This is a genomic window from Roseovarius carneus, assembly GCF_020141465.1.
Lineage (GTDB): Bacteria > Pseudomonadota > Alphaproteobacteria > Rhodobacterales > Rhodobacteraceae > Roseovarius > Roseovarius carneus.
Window position 1 is genome coordinate 1164397 of record NZ_JAHSPD010000001.1, and the last position, 14762, is coordinate 1179158.

Genomic DNA, 14762 nt, shown 5'->3' on the forward strand with positions numbered 1-14762 from the left:
TCCTAGCGCGGTAGCGGGTTCAGAGCCTTGTTATAGGGCTTCCAGTCGGTGATCTCGGGATAATACATCTCGCGCCAACGTTTGACCCGCCGGTTCATCACCCGCCGCCAGAGGGGTGGAACCATCGCGGCCATGGTCATCACCGGATAGCCGTAAGGAAGCTGCGGTGCTTCGGCCTCAGTATAGTTTTGCAGCAGGGGAAAGCGCCGGTCGGGCTTATAGTGATGATCCGAGTGGCGTTGCAGGTTTATGAGCAGCCAGTTGCTTGCCTTATGGGCCGCGTTCCAGCTGTGTTGCGGCTTCACGTGTTCGTATTTCCCGTCACCCAGATGTTTGCGCGTGAGGCCGTAATGCTCCACGTAATTCACGAGCTCCAGCTGCCAGATCGCGATAAACGCCTGCCAGATGAACAGGCCAAGACCCGCCCAACCGCCAAGAGCGAAGGCAAGGACCAGCATCACCGCCTGAAGCGCCCAATACCGGAAAAACGGATTGCTGGGATGGGTCCAAGGCAGATCCTTGCGCGCGAGCATCGCCTTTTCTGCATGAAACGCGGATTTGTAACATTCGGGCACAACGCGCGCGAAATAGCGGTGGAAGCCTTCGTTATAGCGCGCCGTCACCGGATCGCGGGGCGTGCCGACATAGCGATGGTGGACCTGCAAATGCTCGGACCGGAAATGCGAATAGAGCACCATTGAGAGCAAAATATCGCCCATCCAGCGCTCCAGCTTGCTCTTTTGGTGCATCAGTTCGTGGGAATAATTGATCCCGATGGTTCCGGTTATGACGCCCACCCCGAAGAACAGCCCGATCTTCTCCAGCGTGCTGAGATGCTCTGCCTGCGGCACATACCAGATCAACCCGAAGAGCATCACGAATTGCAGCGGCGCCCAGATCACGGTGATCATCCGGTACCAACCAAGCTGCGCCTCCGTTGTCTCCAGATCATTGTTCTCAAGGTTGAGGCCCAGCACCGCATCCAGAAGCGAGAAGAAATACCATGTGATCAGCGGCAAGAGCAGAACCGTCCAGCCACCATAGCCCGCGCCAATCGCGGCGAGCGGCAGGAGCAGCAAGGACATCCAGAAGGGCAGGGCCATTTGCACATCGGCAACGCGTTTGGCGGGGATCATGGGCGACACTTCCAGCTGATTAAGGCGTGTGTGCAGTATCCAGCGTCTCGCGCGTCAGATCAAAGACTTTGCGCATGACGGTGGGTAACTCCGAGGGGCGAAATGCCGCGCGCGGCAGAAAATCGCCGCGCTCAGGCGTGGCGTCTTGGGGCACATCGGCGACATGGATGCTGAGACGCAGATGGAAATGGGTGAACGTGTGACGCGCCTCTTCCGGCAGGGCGCGCCATTGGGCCTCGACGGGGGCGGCGGGCGCAGGCGGTGCCTCGGCCCAATCCGAGCCGGGCCAACCCAGCATCCCACCCAGAAGTCCCTTGTCAGGTCTGCGCTCCAGCAAGAGCGCGCCATCGGCGCGGCGCGCGACATATGCGATGCCCTGGCGGATTGGCTTGGCCGCTTTTGGGGTTTTCCTGGGCAGATCAGCCGCCGTGCCACGGGTCCGCGCCACACACGGCTCGCGCCACGGGCAGATGCCGCAGGCGGGCCCGCGCGGGGTGCAGATGGTGGCACCGAGATCCATCACTGCCTGCGCGTAATCCCCGGCGCGTGTGGCGGGGGTGAGGGCGCGTGCGGCCTCGGTCAGCTCCGCCTTGGCGGCGGGCAGGGGGGTATGGATATTATGCAGGCGCGCCATGACACGCTCCACATTACCGTCCACCACCGTCTCGGGCGCGTCAAAAGCGATGGAGGAGATGGCGGCGGCGGTATAAGGCCCGATGCCGGGCAGCTTGAGCAAGGCCGCGTGATCTTGCGGAAACGCCCCGCCATGATCGGCCACAACCATCCGTGCGCATTTCAGGAGGTTCCGTGCGCGGGCGTAATATCCAAGGCCCGCCCATTCGCCCATCACGTCCGCATCTTGGGCTGAGGCCAGATCGGGCAGGGTAGGCCAACGGGCGGTAAAACGGTGGAAATAATCCTTCACGGCGGCCACGGTGGTTTGCTGCAACATCACCTCCGACAGCCATATGCGGTAGGGGTCAGGCCGCACACCGGACGCGCGATCCGCCGGGGATACACGCCACGGCATCTCGCGCGCATGCACGTCATACCACGCCAGAAGGTCGGCACTTTGCGGCGTCTCACGCATTCTTTACTTCCTTTTTACCTTATGGGCTGGCACGCCTCGCCGCTTGCCTTAAAATGCACCTCAGCCACAAGAGGTCAAACCGGAGGTTGCCATGGCGGCGCGACGTGCCACGACGCGCGGGTTCACCCGCAGCGCGACACTGCTTCAGGACCGCATAAAATCCGCCTCGTCGAGCCGGGGGTTTGAGCAATCGCGCCTTCTGACCCAATGGGCCGAGACGGTGGGCGAAGACACCGCCGCAATCGCGCGCCCCGTGAAAGTGAGCTACACGCGCGGCGGATTCGGCGCGACGCTGACCCTTTTGACCACGGGGCCGAATGCGCCCATGCTGGAGATGCAAAAAGAAAAGCTGCGCGAGAAGGTGAACGCGGTTTATGGCTATAACGCCATATCGCGCATCGTGCTGACGCAGACTGCACCCACAGGCTTTTCCGAGGGCCAGGCGAGCTTTGCGCACAAACCCAAGGACTACACGCCGAAGCCCCATAGCCCCGAGGCTGTAGCAGAGGCTGCGCGTATTGCCGCACCCGTGGGCGATGATGGGTTGCGGGCGGCCCTTGAAGCCTTGGCCAAGAATGTCCTATCAAAACCAAAAAGCTGATCCGAAAAGGAATTCGCAATGAACATGACCAAAATTATTGGGGCCGTGGCCCTCGTCGTGGTGGGCGCTGCCGCCTATTGGCAATTCGCCGGGCCCTCCACCGCGCAGACAGCCACAGCCGAAGTGTCCAGCGAAAGCCAGGCCAATGTCATGGCGGATAACGAATTCGGCATCACGGAAATGAGTATCGGTAACCCCGATGCCACAGTGACAGTAATCGAATACGCGTCCTTCACCTGCCCGCATTGCGCGCGGTTCCACGCCAATCAGTTCAAGGAGCTGAAGGCCGATTACATCGACACCGGAAAGATCAATTTCATCTACCGCGATGTGTTCTTTGATCGTCCGGGACTTTGGGCCTCGCTGGTGGCGCGCTGCGGCGGGCGGGACCGGTTCTTCGGGATTTCCGACATGATCTATGCCCAGCAGAGCGAGTGGCTGGGCGCGGGTGATGCAGTGGGTATCTCGAACAATCTGCGCCGGATCGGCAAAGTGGCTGGTTTGAGCGACGCAGAGCTGGAGACATGCCTCACCGACGCGGACAATGCCGAGAACCTTTATGCGTGGTTCCAAGCCAATGCCGAAGCGGACAATATTCGCAGCACGCCCACGCTGATGATCAATGGCGAGCAGCATCCCAACATGAACTACAGCGATTTGTCTGACCTGATCGACGCGAAACTCGGCGAATGAGCATGGCACCTCTCAAGGGTCTGAAAGTCGTTGAGTTGGCGCGGATTCTGGCCGGCCCTTGGGCGGGCCAGACCCTGTCGGATCTTGGCGCAGAGGTGATCAAGGTCGAGAGCCCCGATGGCGATGATACCCGCCGTTGGGGCCCGCCCTTCATCAAGCAGGACGGCGTTGAGACAGCGGCCTATTTCCATGGTTGCAATCGGGGCAAAACCAGCGTCGCGATTGATTTTCGCACCGAAGACGGGCAGGCCGAGGTCCACGCCCTGATCGCCGAGGCCGATGTTGTCATCGAGAATTTCAAGGTCGGAGGGCTCGCGAAATACGGGCTGGATTACGCCAGCCTCAAAGCGCTTTACCCCGGCCTTATCTATTGCTCCATCACCGGGTTCGGGCAGGACGGGCCTTACGCCAGCCGCGCGGGCTATGACTATATCATCCAAGGCATGTCCGGCCTTATGTCGATCACCGGCGCGCCCGAGGGGCAGCCGCAGCGCGTGGGCGTAGCGATCACGGATATCTTCACAGGCGTCTATGCCAGCACCGCCATTCTCGCGGCCCTGCACCAGCGCCATACGACCGGCAAGGGGCAGCAGATCGACATGGCCCTTTTGGACGTGGCGGTGGCCGTGACGGCCAATCAGGCGATGAACTACCTCTCCACCGGCGAGGCGCCGGGGCGTATCGGGAATTTTCATCCCAACCTCACCCCCTATCAAGTGTTTGATTGCGCCGATGGCTATCTGATCATCGCCGTGGGAAATGACGGGCAGTATCGGCGATTTTGCGATCTTCTGGGTTTGGCGGAGCTTGGCGCGCATCCTGATTATGCCAGCAACGCGGGCCGTGTGGAGAAGCGTGCTGAGCTGTCCGCCTTGCTCACGGAAAAGACCGCGCAGATGACCAAGGAGGCGCTTTTGGCCGCGTGCGAAGCTGCGGGTGTGCCCGCCGGGCCGATCAACAGCCTTGATGAGGTGTTTGCCGATCCGCAAGTCAAGGCGCGCGGGATGCAGATCGCGCCGGGCGGGGTGCCGGGTGTGCGCACGCCAATCACCTTCTCTGATGCGGAGCTGGATCTGGGCCGCCCTTCGCCCAAACTGGGCAGCGGCTAAACGGCTAAACTGGGCGGCTAAAGCCCGAGCCGCTCCAGCGCTTTGTCCAGCGGCGCGGTATCGTCGATCTCAAGCCGCACGGGCAGGGTGAGAACCTTTGGCCGGAAGGCCGCGGGCAGGCGCACGGCATCCTTTTCCGTCGTCACCATCTGCGCCCCCAGTTTGGCCGCATCCGCTTCCAGCCGCGCCATGAGCGCAGGCGTGAGCGGCTGGTGATCCGCCAGCGCTTCGGTCCCGGCAAGCTCGGCCCCCTCGGCGCGCAGGGTGGCAAAGAATTTCTCCGGATGGCCGATGCCCGCAAAGGCAAAGCATCGCGCGCCCTGCCAATCCATACCCATCTTGAGCGGCCTGAGCGCACCGCGCAGATGCGGCAGCGTGACCTGCTCGCCCCATGCCGCATCAAAGCCGCGCTGGGCCTGCTCCGGGCCGATGGTGAGGAGCACATCCGCACGGGCCAGGCCCACGTCCACAGGTTCACGCAATGGCCCCGCCGGAATGCAGCGCCCGTTGCCAAACCCCATGGCGGCATCCACCACGATAATCGACAGGTCCTTGGCCAGCGTCGGGTTCTGGAAGCCGTCATCCATCAGCAGCACTTGCGCGCCCGCCGCCTCTGCCGCGCGAGCCCCCTCCGCGCGGTTGCGCGCCACCCATGTGGGGGTGAATGCCGCGATCAGAAGCGGCTCATCGCCCACGTCTTCGGGACTGTGCTTGGGGGTGACCCGCACCGGGCCTGTGATGCGCCCGCCGTGGCCACGGCTGACCACATGTGCGGTGATACCGCGCGCCGCAAGATGCTGGACCAGCGCAATCACAGTGGGCGTCTTGCCGGTGCCGCCTGCGTTGATATTGCCCACACAGATCACCGGGGCGCCCGCGCGGTACGGCGTGCCCTTGGCCAGCCGCCGAGCGGTGGCCGATGCGTACAGCGCCCCGAGAGGGGCCAGCGCCAGAGCCTGCCAGCTGCGCTTGCGGTGCCAGAAGCCGGGAGCGCGGATCATCCTGCCGCCTGCGTGTCGAGCGTGTCCTGCACCAGATCGAGGATCTGGTCAGTGACCTGCGCGCTGGCCGAGGCGATGTCCCAAGCGGCATGCGCCATCGCTGCTGACTGGTCCACAGCGATCAGTCGGGCGAGGGCTGCCGCCAGTGTGCCCGCATCGCGCACGATCCGCGCGGCCCCCGCTTCGGCATAGCGCGAATAGCTGGGCAGGTAGCGACCTACATTCGGGCCGTAAAGAATGGCCGATCCATGCGCCGCAGGCTCGTTTGGATCGCGCCCGCCATGCCCAGCGACGAGCGAACTGCCCATCAATGTGATCGAGGCCAGACGATACCAAAGCCCCATCTCGCCCCGCGTATCGGCGAGGATGACTTGCGTGACCTCCTCGGGCATCGCGCCCTCGGACCAGAGCGTGTAGCGCAGCTGCGCCTCCTCAAGCTGCGCACGTATCGCGGCCAGATCCTCCAGCTCTTCGGGCACGAGGATCAGGATCAGGCGGTGCGCCAGCCGCGTTGTCTGGCGGTGCGCATGCAGGATCATATCAACCTCGCCCGCCTGCACCCGTGCAGCCAGCCAGACGGGTCGCCCGCGCAACACGCCCGCCATCTCGTCGCGCAGCGCCTCCGAGCAGGGCAGGGCCAGCGCCCCCTCGCGGAAAAGCCCGGTCACGGTGATCCGCCCATCGCGCACCCCAAGCCGGTGCAGATGGCCACGTGTGGCCTCATCGCGCGCAAGGATCGCGGCAAATCGGCCCAGCAAGGAGCGTTGGACCTGCGGGACCCAGCGCCATCCGGGCCGCTCCAGATAGTCGCTTTGTGCATCCACCAGAAAGAGCGGGATGTGACGTTTGTCAGCGGCGGTGATCAGGCTGGGAATCAGCTTGCCGCCCGTCCAAAGGCACATATCGGGCCGCCAAAGCCCTAGGAACGCATCCGCCGCACTGCCGTTCTCGTCTGGTAGGACCACATGCAGGATGGGCGCGCGACGGTGGCGGATTTCGGGCAGGCCGGGCGCTGTTGTGATCAGCATGGTCAGGCCGGGCCGCAGCACCGCCAGCCGCTCGGCCAGCTGCACGAGCGCATTAGCATGATCGAGGCTGTTGGCATGGCCCCAGATCAGCGCGCCTTCGGGCCGGGGGCCATCTGGCAGAACGGCCCCTGCGCTGCGCGGTTTTTTTCCGCCAAGGCCCGGACCCTGAGCCATGGCCGTCTCAGCCCAATTCTTCGGTGGGCGAGGTTTCGGCCTGCTCATCGCGCAATTTATGCAGATGGGCGATGAAATAGCGCATATGGGCGTTGTCCACGGTGCGCTGCGCCTCATTTTTCCACGCATCATAGGCGGCGGTATAATTGGGGAAGATGCCGACGATATGCAGGTCATCGACATTCTTGAACACGTTGCGGGCGGGGTCGCTAAGTTCGCCGCCGAAAACGAGGTGCAGGCGTTGGGTCATGGGGGTGTCCTTGGAAGTTATGCAATGTTGCGCGCAGGGTATTGCACTGGCTGGTGGGGTCAAGCGGGCTTGGGCGGCATTGAGCGGCACCGAATCTAAAGGCACCGAAAGGCATTGATTTGTCACGCCTGATTGGGCAGGGCTTGGAGAGAGCATTTACGAGGACAGCATGGCCCGACCCTTCCTGATCTTGCAACTGCGCCCTGAGGCGGAGGCGGCTGATGGCGAATTTGCAGCACTGCTGGCCAAGGGCGGGCTTGGCCCCGGTGATGTGCGCCGTATCCGGCTGGACCGGGAGCGGCTGCCCCAAGAGATTGATCTTGGTGGATATAGCGGCGTGATCGTGGGCGGTGGTCCGGGTTGCGTGAGCGACGCGCCCAATGAGAAAAGCCCCGATGAGGCGCGGATCGAGGCGGATGTGCTGTCGATCATGCCGCAAGTGACCGAAGGCGACATCCCCTTCATGGGCTGCTGTTACGGCATCGGTATTTTGGGCCAGCACCTGCGCGGCGATGTAAGCAAAGCACGCTACGGCGAAGGTGTGGGCACCGCCGATTGCACCGTGACCGAGGCAGGCCGCACGGACCCTATGCTGGAGGGCGTGCCGGAGAGGTTCGAGGCCTTCGTGGGCCACAAGGAAGCGCTTCAGAGCCTGCCCGAGGGCTGTGTGCATCTGGTGGAGGCGCCAAGCTGTCCCTTTCAGATGATCCGCTACAAATCAAACATCTATGCGACGCAGTTTCACCCTGAAGCGGACGCGGCGGAGTTTGAGGCGCGGATCAATATCTACAAGGATCGCGGCTATTTCCCACCAGAGGAGGCGGAGAATTTGATTGCGATGTGCCATGCAGCTTCTGTGCATGCGCCGGAACATGTGTTGCGCAATTTTGTCTCGCGGTATGGGCGCGCAGAGACGACGCGCTTTGCGCGCTGAGCGCAGGCCCAAAGATCAATCAGAAGAGAAGGAAAGACGAAATGCCAATCATCCGAGTTGAGATGTTCGAGGGCCGCACCCCCGATCAAAAACGCGCCCTTGTGCGCGAGCTGACCGATGCGTTTGTCCGTGTCACCGGGGCAAGTGCCGAAGCGGTGGACGTGATGCTTGTCGATATGGACAAGGCCAATTGGGGCAAGGCTGGCACGCTTTACGCCGACAAAGACCCGCACTGACCGCGCGGGGGCTTTGCGTCTAGAGCATATGGCCTGATTTTGCGGCCTTGGTGGCCAGATACGCGCGGTTCTCGTCGGTTTGGCCCACGTGAAGCGGCACGCGCTCGGCCACGGTGATGCCGCAACGCTCCATCATGTCGATCTTTCCGGGGTTGTTGGTCATCAGCCGCACCGCGCCGAACCCCATCTGGCTGAGAAGGCGCGCGCCGATGCGAAAATCGCGCTCGTCATCCTCAAAACCGAGGCGGTGATTGGCCTCGACCGTATCAAACCCCTGATCCTGAAGGCTGTAGGCGCGCATCTTGTTGGCAAGGCCGATCCCGCGCCCCTCTTGGTTGAGATAGAGCAGGATGCCCGCGCCCTCTTGGCCCATCTTGGCCAAAGCGGCGTTGAGCTGCGGGCCGCAATCACACTTCAGACTGCCCAGAAGATCGCCGGTGAAACAGGCCGAATGGAGACGGCACAGCACCGGGGCCGCCCGGTCGGGGCGTCCGATCTCAACCGCGTAATGCTCCTCCCCACCATCATCGGGGCGAAAGACATGCAGCCGCCCGGCCTCGGAGACGCGCAAGGGGACACGGGCGCTGATCACGGCGCGCAGGGGAGTGGAGCGCCTGAGCGCCTCGGCTGCCTCCAACGCTGGCAGGGTGGTAAGCGCGTGCTCTGCGGCCAATGCGCCCGCGTCGGGTGTGTCCAGCACGAGGGCGGCGGGCAGCAGGCGCGCGGATTTCACCAGCTCGACCCCAAGGCGGTGCAGCGCTGCATCCCCGCCGCGCTGCGCGGTGTATGGGCCTTTCATCGGCGTGGCGAGATCGCCCTCGGGGCTGGCCGTTGCCTGCACCCATGCAAGCCCCGCATCCTCGGGCAGCTCCAGCCGTGCGATATCGCCATCATAGGCGCGTGCCTTCAGCGTCTGGGCCCGCCGCGCGGTGATCGCGAGGCAAAGCGCGCCATCTGCACCCGCAAGGCCGCGCAAAGCGTCCAGCCGCGTAGCATTCAACGTCTCGGCGGCCATGACCAATGCGCCAGTTCCAGTGCCACCGGCTCCAGTGCCGTCCGTCTCCGCCGCACAGAGCACCACAGGCAGGCCCATGCGCAGGTCGGCGCGGGCGCGGGCAATTCGCTCGGTTATGTCTGGCGCAAGGCGCATGGACGCTCCTCAGGGTGGACTATGAGATAGGCTATGCCCATATCTCCACGGGGGTTTAGGGCTTTTTGCACAGGAATGAAACAAAACCTCTTCATCGGACACTTGGGCGTGATCTGGGTGACGCATGACTTGCGTGCACGCGCCGCACAGCGCATCACTCCTGCAAGAGAAAAGGAACATAGACATGGCACAGCTGAAAAAAATCCTTCTTGTAGACGATGATGAGGACCTGCGCGAGGCGCTGGGCGAACAGCTTATCATGACCGAGGATTTCGATGTTTTCGAGGCTGGCAACGGCGCCGAGGCGATGGCACATGCCAAGGATTCGATTTACGATCTGGTGATCCTCGATGTGGGCCTGCCCGACACGGATGGCCGCGAGCTTTGCCGCTTGATGCGCAAACAGGGTGTGAAAAGCCCGATCTTGATGCTCACGGGCCATGACGGGGATGCCGACACGATACTGGGGCTTGATGCGGGGGCCAATGATTACGTAACCAAACCCTTTAAATTCCCAGTTCTTCTGGCCCGCATCCGCTCGCAGCTGCGTCAGCATGAGCAATCCGAGGACGCGGTGTTCCAGCTTGGGCCATACACGTTCAAGCCCGCGATGAAGGTGCTGGAGACGGAAGATAACAAGAAAATCCGCCTGACGGAAAAAGAGACCAATATCCTCAAGTTCCTCTACCGTTCCACCGATGGTGTGGTGGCGCGCGATGTGCTCTTGCATGAGGTCTGGGGCTATAACGCAGGCGTCACGACCCACACGCTTGAGACGCATATCTACCGTTTGCGCCAGAAGATTGAGCCTGATCCCTCCAATGCGCGCCTTCTGGTGACCGAAAGTGGGGGCTATCGTTTGCTGTCCTGAGTGACGCAAAAAAACTCCGCGTCTTTGATACAGGTCAAAGTTGAGTTCTGGGCGCATGTCTAACTTGATACTCAACCCGTCGCATATGCGGGCTTCCATATGCACCTCCCTGTTGGACTGGCCCCGGCATCGCCCGGGGTCTTTTTTGGGGCGGGCGCATATCGTATTCCAACCGCTTGGTTGTCCGCCCAGTGCGGCGCTGCTATCGAAACAGGCACCATCAATTCCAACCGCAGATCGGAGCCTGCCCCATGCCCTTCACGCTTGCCACATGGAACATCAACTCGGTTCGCTTGCGCGAGCCGATTGTCTGTAAGCTTCTGGCCGAGGAAGGCCCGGACGTGCTCTGCCTTCAGGAATGCAAAAGCCCCGTGGACAAAATCCCGCGCGCGCAGTTTGCGGAGCTTGGCTACACCCACATGGTCGCGCGCGGCGAGAAGGGCTATAACGGGGTCGCGATCCTGTCGAAGCTGCCCATCGAGGAGGCAAGCGCGCAGGATTTCGCGGGTTTGGGCCACGCGCGCCATATTGCCGGGCGGCTGGAGAATGGCGTGACCATCCACAATTTCTATGTGCCTGCGGGCGGCGATGTCGCCGACCGGGAGGTGAACGAAAAGTTCGGCCAAAAGCTCGATTACCTCACCGATATGCGCGACTGGTTCCGCAATGAGCGGCCCGAGCGTGCGATCCTCGTCGGCGATCTCAACATCGCGCCGCGCGAGGATGACGTGTGGAGCCACAAACAGCTTTTGAAAGTCGTGAGCCATACCCCCATCGAGGTGGAGCATTTCCACGACGTGATGGAGGCGGGCGACTGGCATGACGTGACCCGCGCCGATATTCCCGAGGGGCTGCTCTATAGTTGGTGGTCTTACCGCGCCAAGGACTGGGATGCAGCCGACAAGGGCCGCAGGCTCGATCATGTCTGGGCCACAGGCGACATTCGCGCGGCGGGCCATTCGAGCCGGGTTTTGCGCCATGCGCGCGGCTGGGAAAAACCCAGCGATCACGCGCCGGTCTTTGCGAGCTTTGATCTGTGAAGAGATGCGCGCGTTTCGCCTCTATCTGATACCCTTTGGTCAGAGGCGAAACGCTTTAAGAGGGGTCGTGCCACAGGTCCGGCCCTTGCAAGTGCGCAGGGGCTACGCCATGTAAGCGGCTGACCTGTGGACAACACGAGAGGCAAGATGAGATGATTGAACTTGGACAAACGCCGGCAGCGACGGATATGATCAAGGATGTCTCGGAGGCCGATTTCATGGCCGAGGTTGTGGAAGCCTCGAAAACCGTGCCGGTGATCGTGGATTTTTGGGCACCGTGGTGCGGCCCCTGCAAAACCCTCGGACCACAGCTTGAGGCGGCAGTGACCAAGGCCAAGGGCGCGGTCAAGATGGCCAAGGTGAATGTGGACGAGGCGCAGGCGATTGCGGGGCAGTTGCAGGTGCAATCCATCCCCACGGTCTATGCGTTCTGGCAGGGCCAGCCGATCGACGGGTTTCAGGGCGCTGTGCCCGCCTCCGAGGTCGCGGCCTTTGTCGAGCGTGTTGTGGCGGCCGCGGGCGGCGATGCGAGCGGTGGTCTGGACGATGCGATTGCGGCGGCCGAGGAAATGCTGACCGAGGGTGCGGCGGCCGATGCGGCGCAGACCTTTGCCGCCATCCTCGAAGAAGATCCGAATTCGGCGGCGGCTTATGGGGGCCTTGCCCGCGCCTACATGGCTTTGGATGATCTGGATCAGGCCGAGGCCGTGCTCAACGGCGCGCCCGCCGAGATCAGCACAGCCCCCGAGATTGAGGGCGCCCACGCGAAGCTTGCCCTTGCACGACAGGCCGCAGATGCGGGGCCGGTGGCTGAGCTGACCGCTGCCGTGGAGGGAAGCCCCGACGACCATCAGGCGCGGTTTGATCTGGCCCAGGCGCTCCATGCATCGGGCGATGCGGACGGGGCTGTGGAGCAGCTTCTGGAACTTTTCAAACGCGACCGCGACTGGAATGAGGCGGCGGCCAAAACGCAGCTTTTCACTATCTTCGATGCGCTTGGACCCACCAACCCTGTGGCGCTTAACGGGCGGCGCAAGCTTAGCTCCATGATATTTGCCTGAGCCACTTGGCGGGCTAGTTTGGGACATATGATAAAAGAAGCAGACCTCCCCGATGTCATCCCTGTGTTCCCGCTTCCGGGGGCGCTTTTGTTGCCGCGTGCGCGGCTGCCTTTGCACCTCTTTGAGCCGCGTTACCTTGCGATGATGGAGGACGCTCTGAAAACGCCGGGGCGTCTGATCGGTATGGTGCAGCCCAACAAAGTGCCGGGGCGCGCAGGCCACGGCCTCCACGCCATCGGCTGCGCCGGGCGGATTACGCAGTTTTCCGAGACCGAAGACGGGCGCTACATGATCACATTGGCTGGTATTTGCCGCTTTCGGGTGACCGAAGAGGTGGAGGGGTTCACGCCCTATCGCCGCGTCAAGGCAAGCTGGACCGGGTTCGAGCGCGATCTTGGCCCCGAGGAAGAAGACACGGCCTTTGACCGCGCCAAATTCCTCGGTACGCTGGAGCAGTATTTCGATGCGCGCGATTTGGAGACAGATTGGGATTCGCTGAAAGAGGCGGATGATGAGTTGCTGATAAATTCCCTGTCGATGCTTCTGGGGTTTGAGCCTGAGGACAAGCAGGCGCTTCTGGAGGCCCCATCGCTGAGCACACGGCGCGAGACGTTGATCACCCTGCTGGAATATTCCCTGCGCGGTGGCGGAGATCAGGAAATGGTGCAATGAGCGCGCCGGAGTTTGACCGCCGGATGCTTGAGGCGTTGATCTGCCCGCAAAGCCACCAGACGCTGAGCTATGACGCCGAAGCGCAGGAGCTTATCTCCAAGCGCGCGGGGCTCGCCTTTCCCATTCGGGGCGGCATCCCTATCCTTCTGGTGGATGAGGCGCGGCGGCTCGACTGACGCTCCCTGCCCACCGGACTACAGAGTTCAATCCCAATGAGCGCCTCGCGGCGCAGCCGTATCCCGAGCGCCCGGCCTTTTTTTGGGGGGGGCGGACGGGTGCGTGCCTCTAAGGAATCATTCCCTTGATTGCGGCGGCATGTGCGGGGGTTGCGCTGATGCTGTCCTGCGCAAGCGCTCGGGACGCATCCAGCAACATATCCGCCTCCACGATCTGATCAAAGAGGCCCCATGCGGTGGCGGTTTCCGTGTCGATCTTTTGGCCAGCCATGAAGATCATCTTGGTCCGTGCGGGGCCAATCAGCCGGGCCATACGGGGTGGATCGCTGGGCTGGGGCAGGAAGCCGAGCTTCATCACCGGATAGAAAATCTTGGCCCCCGGCACGGCGATGCGCAGATCACAGGCCAGCGCCATCCCTACGGCCCCGCCTGCGACCGTGCCATTGAGTGCGGCAATGGTCAGGCAGGGCAGCGGGGCAATCGCACCTGACAGACGCTCCCATAACGGGCTGGTGGCAAGGCCCGCGCGCGCCGCATCAAAATCGGCCCCGGCAGAGAACACGCGGCCCTCGCCCGTCAGGATGAGTGCCCGCGCGTCCGTGGCCGCCAGCGCGATATCACCAAGCTCAGCCAGCATCGCCTCAGTCAGGGAGTTTGCCTTTTCGGGCCGGTTGATTGTGGCGGTCCAGATGCCGCCCTCCTTTTGGAGATCAATCATGTGAGGCCCACCTCTTTGCGGATGCCTGCATCGCGCAGGGAAATCTCTTCGCCTAGATATGGGTCCGCATCCGCCCCGCACATCCACAAAAGCGCGCGTGCAGGCCAATCGGCGGGGATATGCGCGGACCAGTCAAGCTGGCTCACCGGGTTCACGCCGCTGGCCTTGATCTCGTGCTGCATCTGGGTGGCGACGGTGCCGGGCGACAGCCCCATGGCGCGTAGACCGTTGGGCGCCCCCTCTTTGTGGGCGCACATGGTCAGCATCGCGGCGCCCGCCTTGGACGTGCAATAATGGCTCCACCCGTCCAGCGCGTTGTGCGCGGCACCCGAGGACACAGTGAGGATGGTGCCACCGCCTTGGGCCTCCATCACGGGCATGGCGGCGCGCATCCCGTAATATATGCCCTTGAGGTTGATATCGATCACATGGCCCCACGCGGCGGGATCGGAGGATGCCATTGGGGCGATCGGCTCAATCACGCCCGCATTGCCAATGAGCACGTCAAGACGACCAAATCGGGCGACACAGCTCTGCACGGCGGCCGCCATGTCCGCCCAGACGCTCACATCCGCCTCAATCGCCAGCGTGCGCGGGCCAGTTTCAGAAGCGAGCGCCTCTACCGCACCCGCGCTGCGCGCGAGCAAGGCCACATTCGCGCCCTGAGCGGCGAAAACCTGCGCAGCACTCGCGCCGATCCCGCGGCTTGCGCCCGTGATGAGCACGGTCTTTCCTGTCATATCCATCGTGGTCCCCTTCGCTGTTAGATCTCGCGGCGCGCGCTCTCCCAGACCTAGCCGGGCCCTGCACCGGGGTCCAGAG

Annotated in this window: 18 protein-coding genes; 10 read left to right on the forward strand and 8 right to left on the reverse strand. The window is 62.9% G+C overall.

The window, feature by feature from the left end:
- Window positions 1-2 precede the first annotated feature (2 nt).
- Together KUD11_RS05775 and mutY are read right to left on the reverse strand one after the other, a co-directional pair.
- A complete protein-coding gene (locus KUD11_RS05775) occupies window positions 3-1136 on the reverse strand; it encodes an alkane 1-monooxygenase (protein WP_109385794.1) in 1134 nt (377 codons plus the stop codon).
- 19 nt (window positions 1137-1155) lie between these two features.
- Window positions 1156-2226, reverse strand: a complete 1071-nt coding sequence (mutY, locus tag KUD11_RS05780; RefSeq protein ID WP_109385792.1) for an A/G-specific adenine glycosylase — start codon at window positions 2224-2226, stop codon at window positions 1156-1158.
- A gap of 91 nt (window positions 2227-2317) precedes the next feature.
- On the opposite strand from mutY, the gene KUD11_RS05785 reads away from it, so the two are divergent.
- The 3 genes from KUD11_RS05785 to KUD11_RS05795 are packed head-to-tail and all read left to right on the forward strand — an operon-like array spanning window position 2318 to window position 4629.
- Entirely contained in the window at window positions 2318-2827 is a 510-nt protein-coding gene (locus tag KUD11_RS05785) for a DUF721 domain-containing protein (protein ID WP_109385790.1), read from the forward strand.
- Between the two features lie 18 nt (window positions 2828-2845).
- Window positions 2846-3520: a DsbA family protein gene (locus tag KUD11_RS05790; RefSeq protein WP_109385788.1), complete on the forward strand. Its 675-nt coding sequence runs from the start codon at window positions 2846-2848 to the stop codon at window positions 3518-3520.
- A 2-nt stretch (window positions 3521-3522) separates the two neighbouring features.
- Window positions 3523-4629 (forward strand): CaiB/BaiF CoA transferase family protein, encoded by a 1107-nt coding sequence (locus tag KUD11_RS05795; protein ID WP_109388173.1) that lies wholly within the window; start codon window positions 3523-3525, stop codon window positions 4627-4629.
- A 17-nt stretch (window positions 4630-4646) separates the two neighbouring features.
- Here KUD11_RS05795 and lpxK read toward each other — a convergent pair whose 3' ends face one another.
- Genes lpxK through KUD11_RS05810 form a run of 3 tightly spaced genes read right to left on the reverse strand, consistent with a single transcriptional unit; the run spans window position 4647 to window position 7082 of the window.
- Window positions 4647-5627, reverse strand: a complete 981-nt coding sequence (gene lpxK, locus KUD11_RS05800; RefSeq protein ID WP_397545236.1) for a tetraacyldisaccharide 4'-kinase — start codon at window positions 5625-5627, stop codon at window positions 4647-4649.
- Window positions 5627-6832 carry a 3-deoxy-D-manno-octulosonic acid transferase gene (locus KUD11_RS05805; RefSeq protein ID WP_109385784.1) on the reverse strand — a complete coding sequence of 402 codons (1206 nt, stop codon included), beginning with the start codon at window positions 6830-6832 and terminating at the stop codon, window positions 5627-5629. Before KUD11_RS05805 ends, lpxK begins: the two co-directional genes overlap by 1 nt.
- A 7-nt stretch (window positions 6833-6839) precedes the next feature.
- Entirely contained in the window at window positions 6840-7082 is a 243-nt protein-coding gene (locus KUD11_RS05810) for a DUF4170 domain-containing protein (RefSeq protein WP_109385782.1), read from the reverse strand.
- Between the two features lie 169 nt (window positions 7083-7251).
- On the opposite strand from KUD11_RS05810, the gene KUD11_RS05815 reads away from it, so the two are divergent.
- Window positions 7252-8016 carry a glutamine amidotransferase gene (locus KUD11_RS05815; RefSeq protein WP_109385780.1) on the forward strand — a complete coding sequence of 255 codons (765 nt, stop codon included), beginning with the start codon at window positions 7252-7254 and terminating at the stop codon, window positions 8014-8016.
- Window positions 8017-8057: 41 nt separating this feature from the next.
- Window positions 8058-8252 carry a 4-oxalocrotonate tautomerase gene (locus KUD11_RS15305; protein ID WP_109385778.1) on the forward strand — a complete coding sequence of 65 codons (195 nt, stop codon included), beginning with the start codon at window positions 8058-8060 and terminating at the stop codon, window positions 8250-8252.
- Between the two features lie 19 nt (window positions 8253-8271).
- Here KUD11_RS15305 and ribA read toward each other — a convergent pair whose 3' ends face one another.
- Entirely contained in the window at window positions 8272-9402 is a 1131-nt protein-coding gene (gene ribA / locus KUD11_RS05825; RefSeq protein ID WP_109385776.1) for a GTP cyclohydrolase II, read from the reverse strand.
- Window positions 9403-9586: 184 nt separating this feature from the next.
- On the opposite strand from ribA, the gene KUD11_RS05830 reads away from it, so the two are divergent.
- The 5 genes from KUD11_RS05830 (at window position 9587) to KUD11_RS05850 (ending at window position 13222) form a co-directional block, all read left to right on the forward strand.
- Window positions 9587-10273 carry a response regulator transcription factor gene (locus tag KUD11_RS05830; RefSeq protein ID WP_109385774.1) on the forward strand — a complete coding sequence of 229 codons (687 nt, stop codon included), beginning with the start codon at window positions 9587-9589 and terminating at the stop codon, window positions 10271-10273.
- Window positions 10274-10524: 251 nt separating this feature from the next.
- The gene (locus KUD11_RS05835; RefSeq protein ID WP_109385772.1) at window positions 10525-11313 is read left to right on the forward strand and encodes an exodeoxyribonuclease III; all 789 of its coding nucleotides are present in this window, start codon (window positions 10525-10527) and stop codon (window positions 11311-11313) included.
- Window positions 11314-11465: 152 nt separating this feature from the next.
- Window positions 11466-12374, forward strand: coding sequence for a thioredoxin family protein (locus tag KUD11_RS05840; RefSeq protein ID WP_109385770.1), 909 nt, complete (start codon window positions 11466-11468; stop codon window positions 12372-12374).
- Between the two features lie 27 nt (window positions 12375-12401).
- Window positions 12402-13046, forward strand: coding sequence for an LON peptidase substrate-binding domain-containing protein (locus tag KUD11_RS05845; protein ID WP_109385768.1), 645 nt, complete (start codon window positions 12402-12404; stop codon window positions 13044-13046).
- The gene (locus KUD11_RS05850) at window positions 13043-13222 is read left to right on the forward strand and encodes a Trm112 family protein (protein ID WP_109385766.1); all 180 of its coding nucleotides are present in this window, start codon (window positions 13043-13045) and stop codon (window positions 13220-13222) included. The genes KUD11_RS05845 and KUD11_RS05850 overlap by 4 nt, the downstream gene beginning before the upstream one ends.
- A 109-nt stretch (window positions 13223-13331) precedes the next feature.
- Here KUD11_RS05850 and KUD11_RS05855 read toward each other — a convergent pair whose 3' ends face one another.
- Both KUD11_RS05855 and KUD11_RS05860 read right to left on the reverse strand, forming a co-directional pair.
- Window positions 13332-13940, reverse strand: coding sequence for an enoyl-CoA hydratase/isomerase family protein (locus KUD11_RS05855; RefSeq protein WP_109385764.1), 609 nt, complete (start codon window positions 13938-13940; stop codon window positions 13332-13334).
- Window positions 13937-14686: an SDR family oxidoreductase gene (locus tag KUD11_RS05860; RefSeq protein ID WP_109388171.1), complete on the reverse strand. Its 750-nt coding sequence runs from the start codon at window positions 14684-14686 to the stop codon at window positions 13937-13939. The genes KUD11_RS05855 and KUD11_RS05860 overlap by 4 nt, the downstream gene beginning before the upstream one ends.
- Window positions 14687-14762 lie beyond the last annotated feature (76 nt).

Coding starts and splice junctions, on each gene's coding strand:
- KUD11_RS05775 (WP_109385794.1), bottom strand. CDS start 1,136: ATGATCCCCGCCAAACGCGTTGCCGATGTGCAAATGGCCCTGCCCTTC.
- mutY (WP_109385792.1), bottom strand. CDS start 2,226: ATGCGTGAGACGCCGCAAAGTGCCGACCTTCTGGCGTGGTATGACGTG.
- KUD11_RS05785 (WP_109385790.1), top strand. CDS start 2,318: ATGGCGGCGCGACGTGCCACGACGCGCGGGTTCACCCGCAGCGCGACA.
- KUD11_RS05790 (WP_109385788.1), top strand. CDS start 2,846: ATGAACATGACCAAAATTATTGGGGCCGTGGCCCTCGTCGTGGTGGGC.
- KUD11_RS05795 (WP_109388173.1), top strand. CDS start 3,523: ATGGCACCTCTCAAGGGTCTGAAAGTCGTTGAGTTGGCGCGGATTCTG.
- KUD11_RS05805 (WP_109385784.1), bottom strand. CDS start 6,832: ATGGCTCAGGGTCCGGGCCTTGGCGGAAAAAAACCGCGCAGCGCAGGG.
- KUD11_RS05810 (WP_109385782.1), bottom strand. CDS start 7,082: ATGACCCAACGCCTGCACCTCGTTTTCGGCGGCGAACTTAGCGACCCC.
- KUD11_RS05815 (WP_109385780.1), top strand. CDS start 7,252: ATGGCCCGACCCTTCCTGATCTTGCAACTGCGCCCTGAGGCGGAGGCG.
- KUD11_RS15305 (WP_109385778.1), top strand. CDS start 8,058: ATGCCAATCATCCGAGTTGAGATGTTCGAGGGCCGCACCCCCGATCAA.
- ribA (WP_109385776.1), bottom strand. CDS start 9,402: ATGCGCCTTGCGCCAGACATAACCGAGCGAATTGCCCGCGCCCGCGCC.
- KUD11_RS05830 (WP_109385774.1), top strand. CDS start 9,587: ATGGCACAGCTGAAAAAAATCCTTCTTGTAGACGATGATGAGGACCTG.
- KUD11_RS05835 (WP_109385772.1), top strand. CDS start 10,525: ATGCCCTTCACGCTTGCCACATGGAACATCAACTCGGTTCGCTTGCGC.
- KUD11_RS05840 (WP_109385770.1), top strand. CDS start 11,466: ATGATTGAACTTGGACAAACGCCGGCAGCGACGGATATGATCAAGGAT.
- KUD11_RS05845 (WP_109385768.1), top strand. CDS start 12,402: ATGATAAAAGAAGCAGACCTCCCCGATGTCATCCCTGTGTTCCCGCTT.
- KUD11_RS05850 (WP_109385766.1), top strand. CDS start 13,043: ATGAGCGCGCCGGAGTTTGACCGCCGGATGCTTGAGGCGTTGATCTGC.
- KUD11_RS05855 (WP_109385764.1), bottom strand. CDS start 13,940: ATGATTGATCTCCAAAAGGAGGGCGGCATCTGGACCGCCACAATCAAC.
- KUD11_RS05860 (WP_109388171.1), bottom strand. CDS start 14,686: ATGGATATGACAGGAAAGACCGTGCTCATCACGGGCGCAAGCCGCGGG.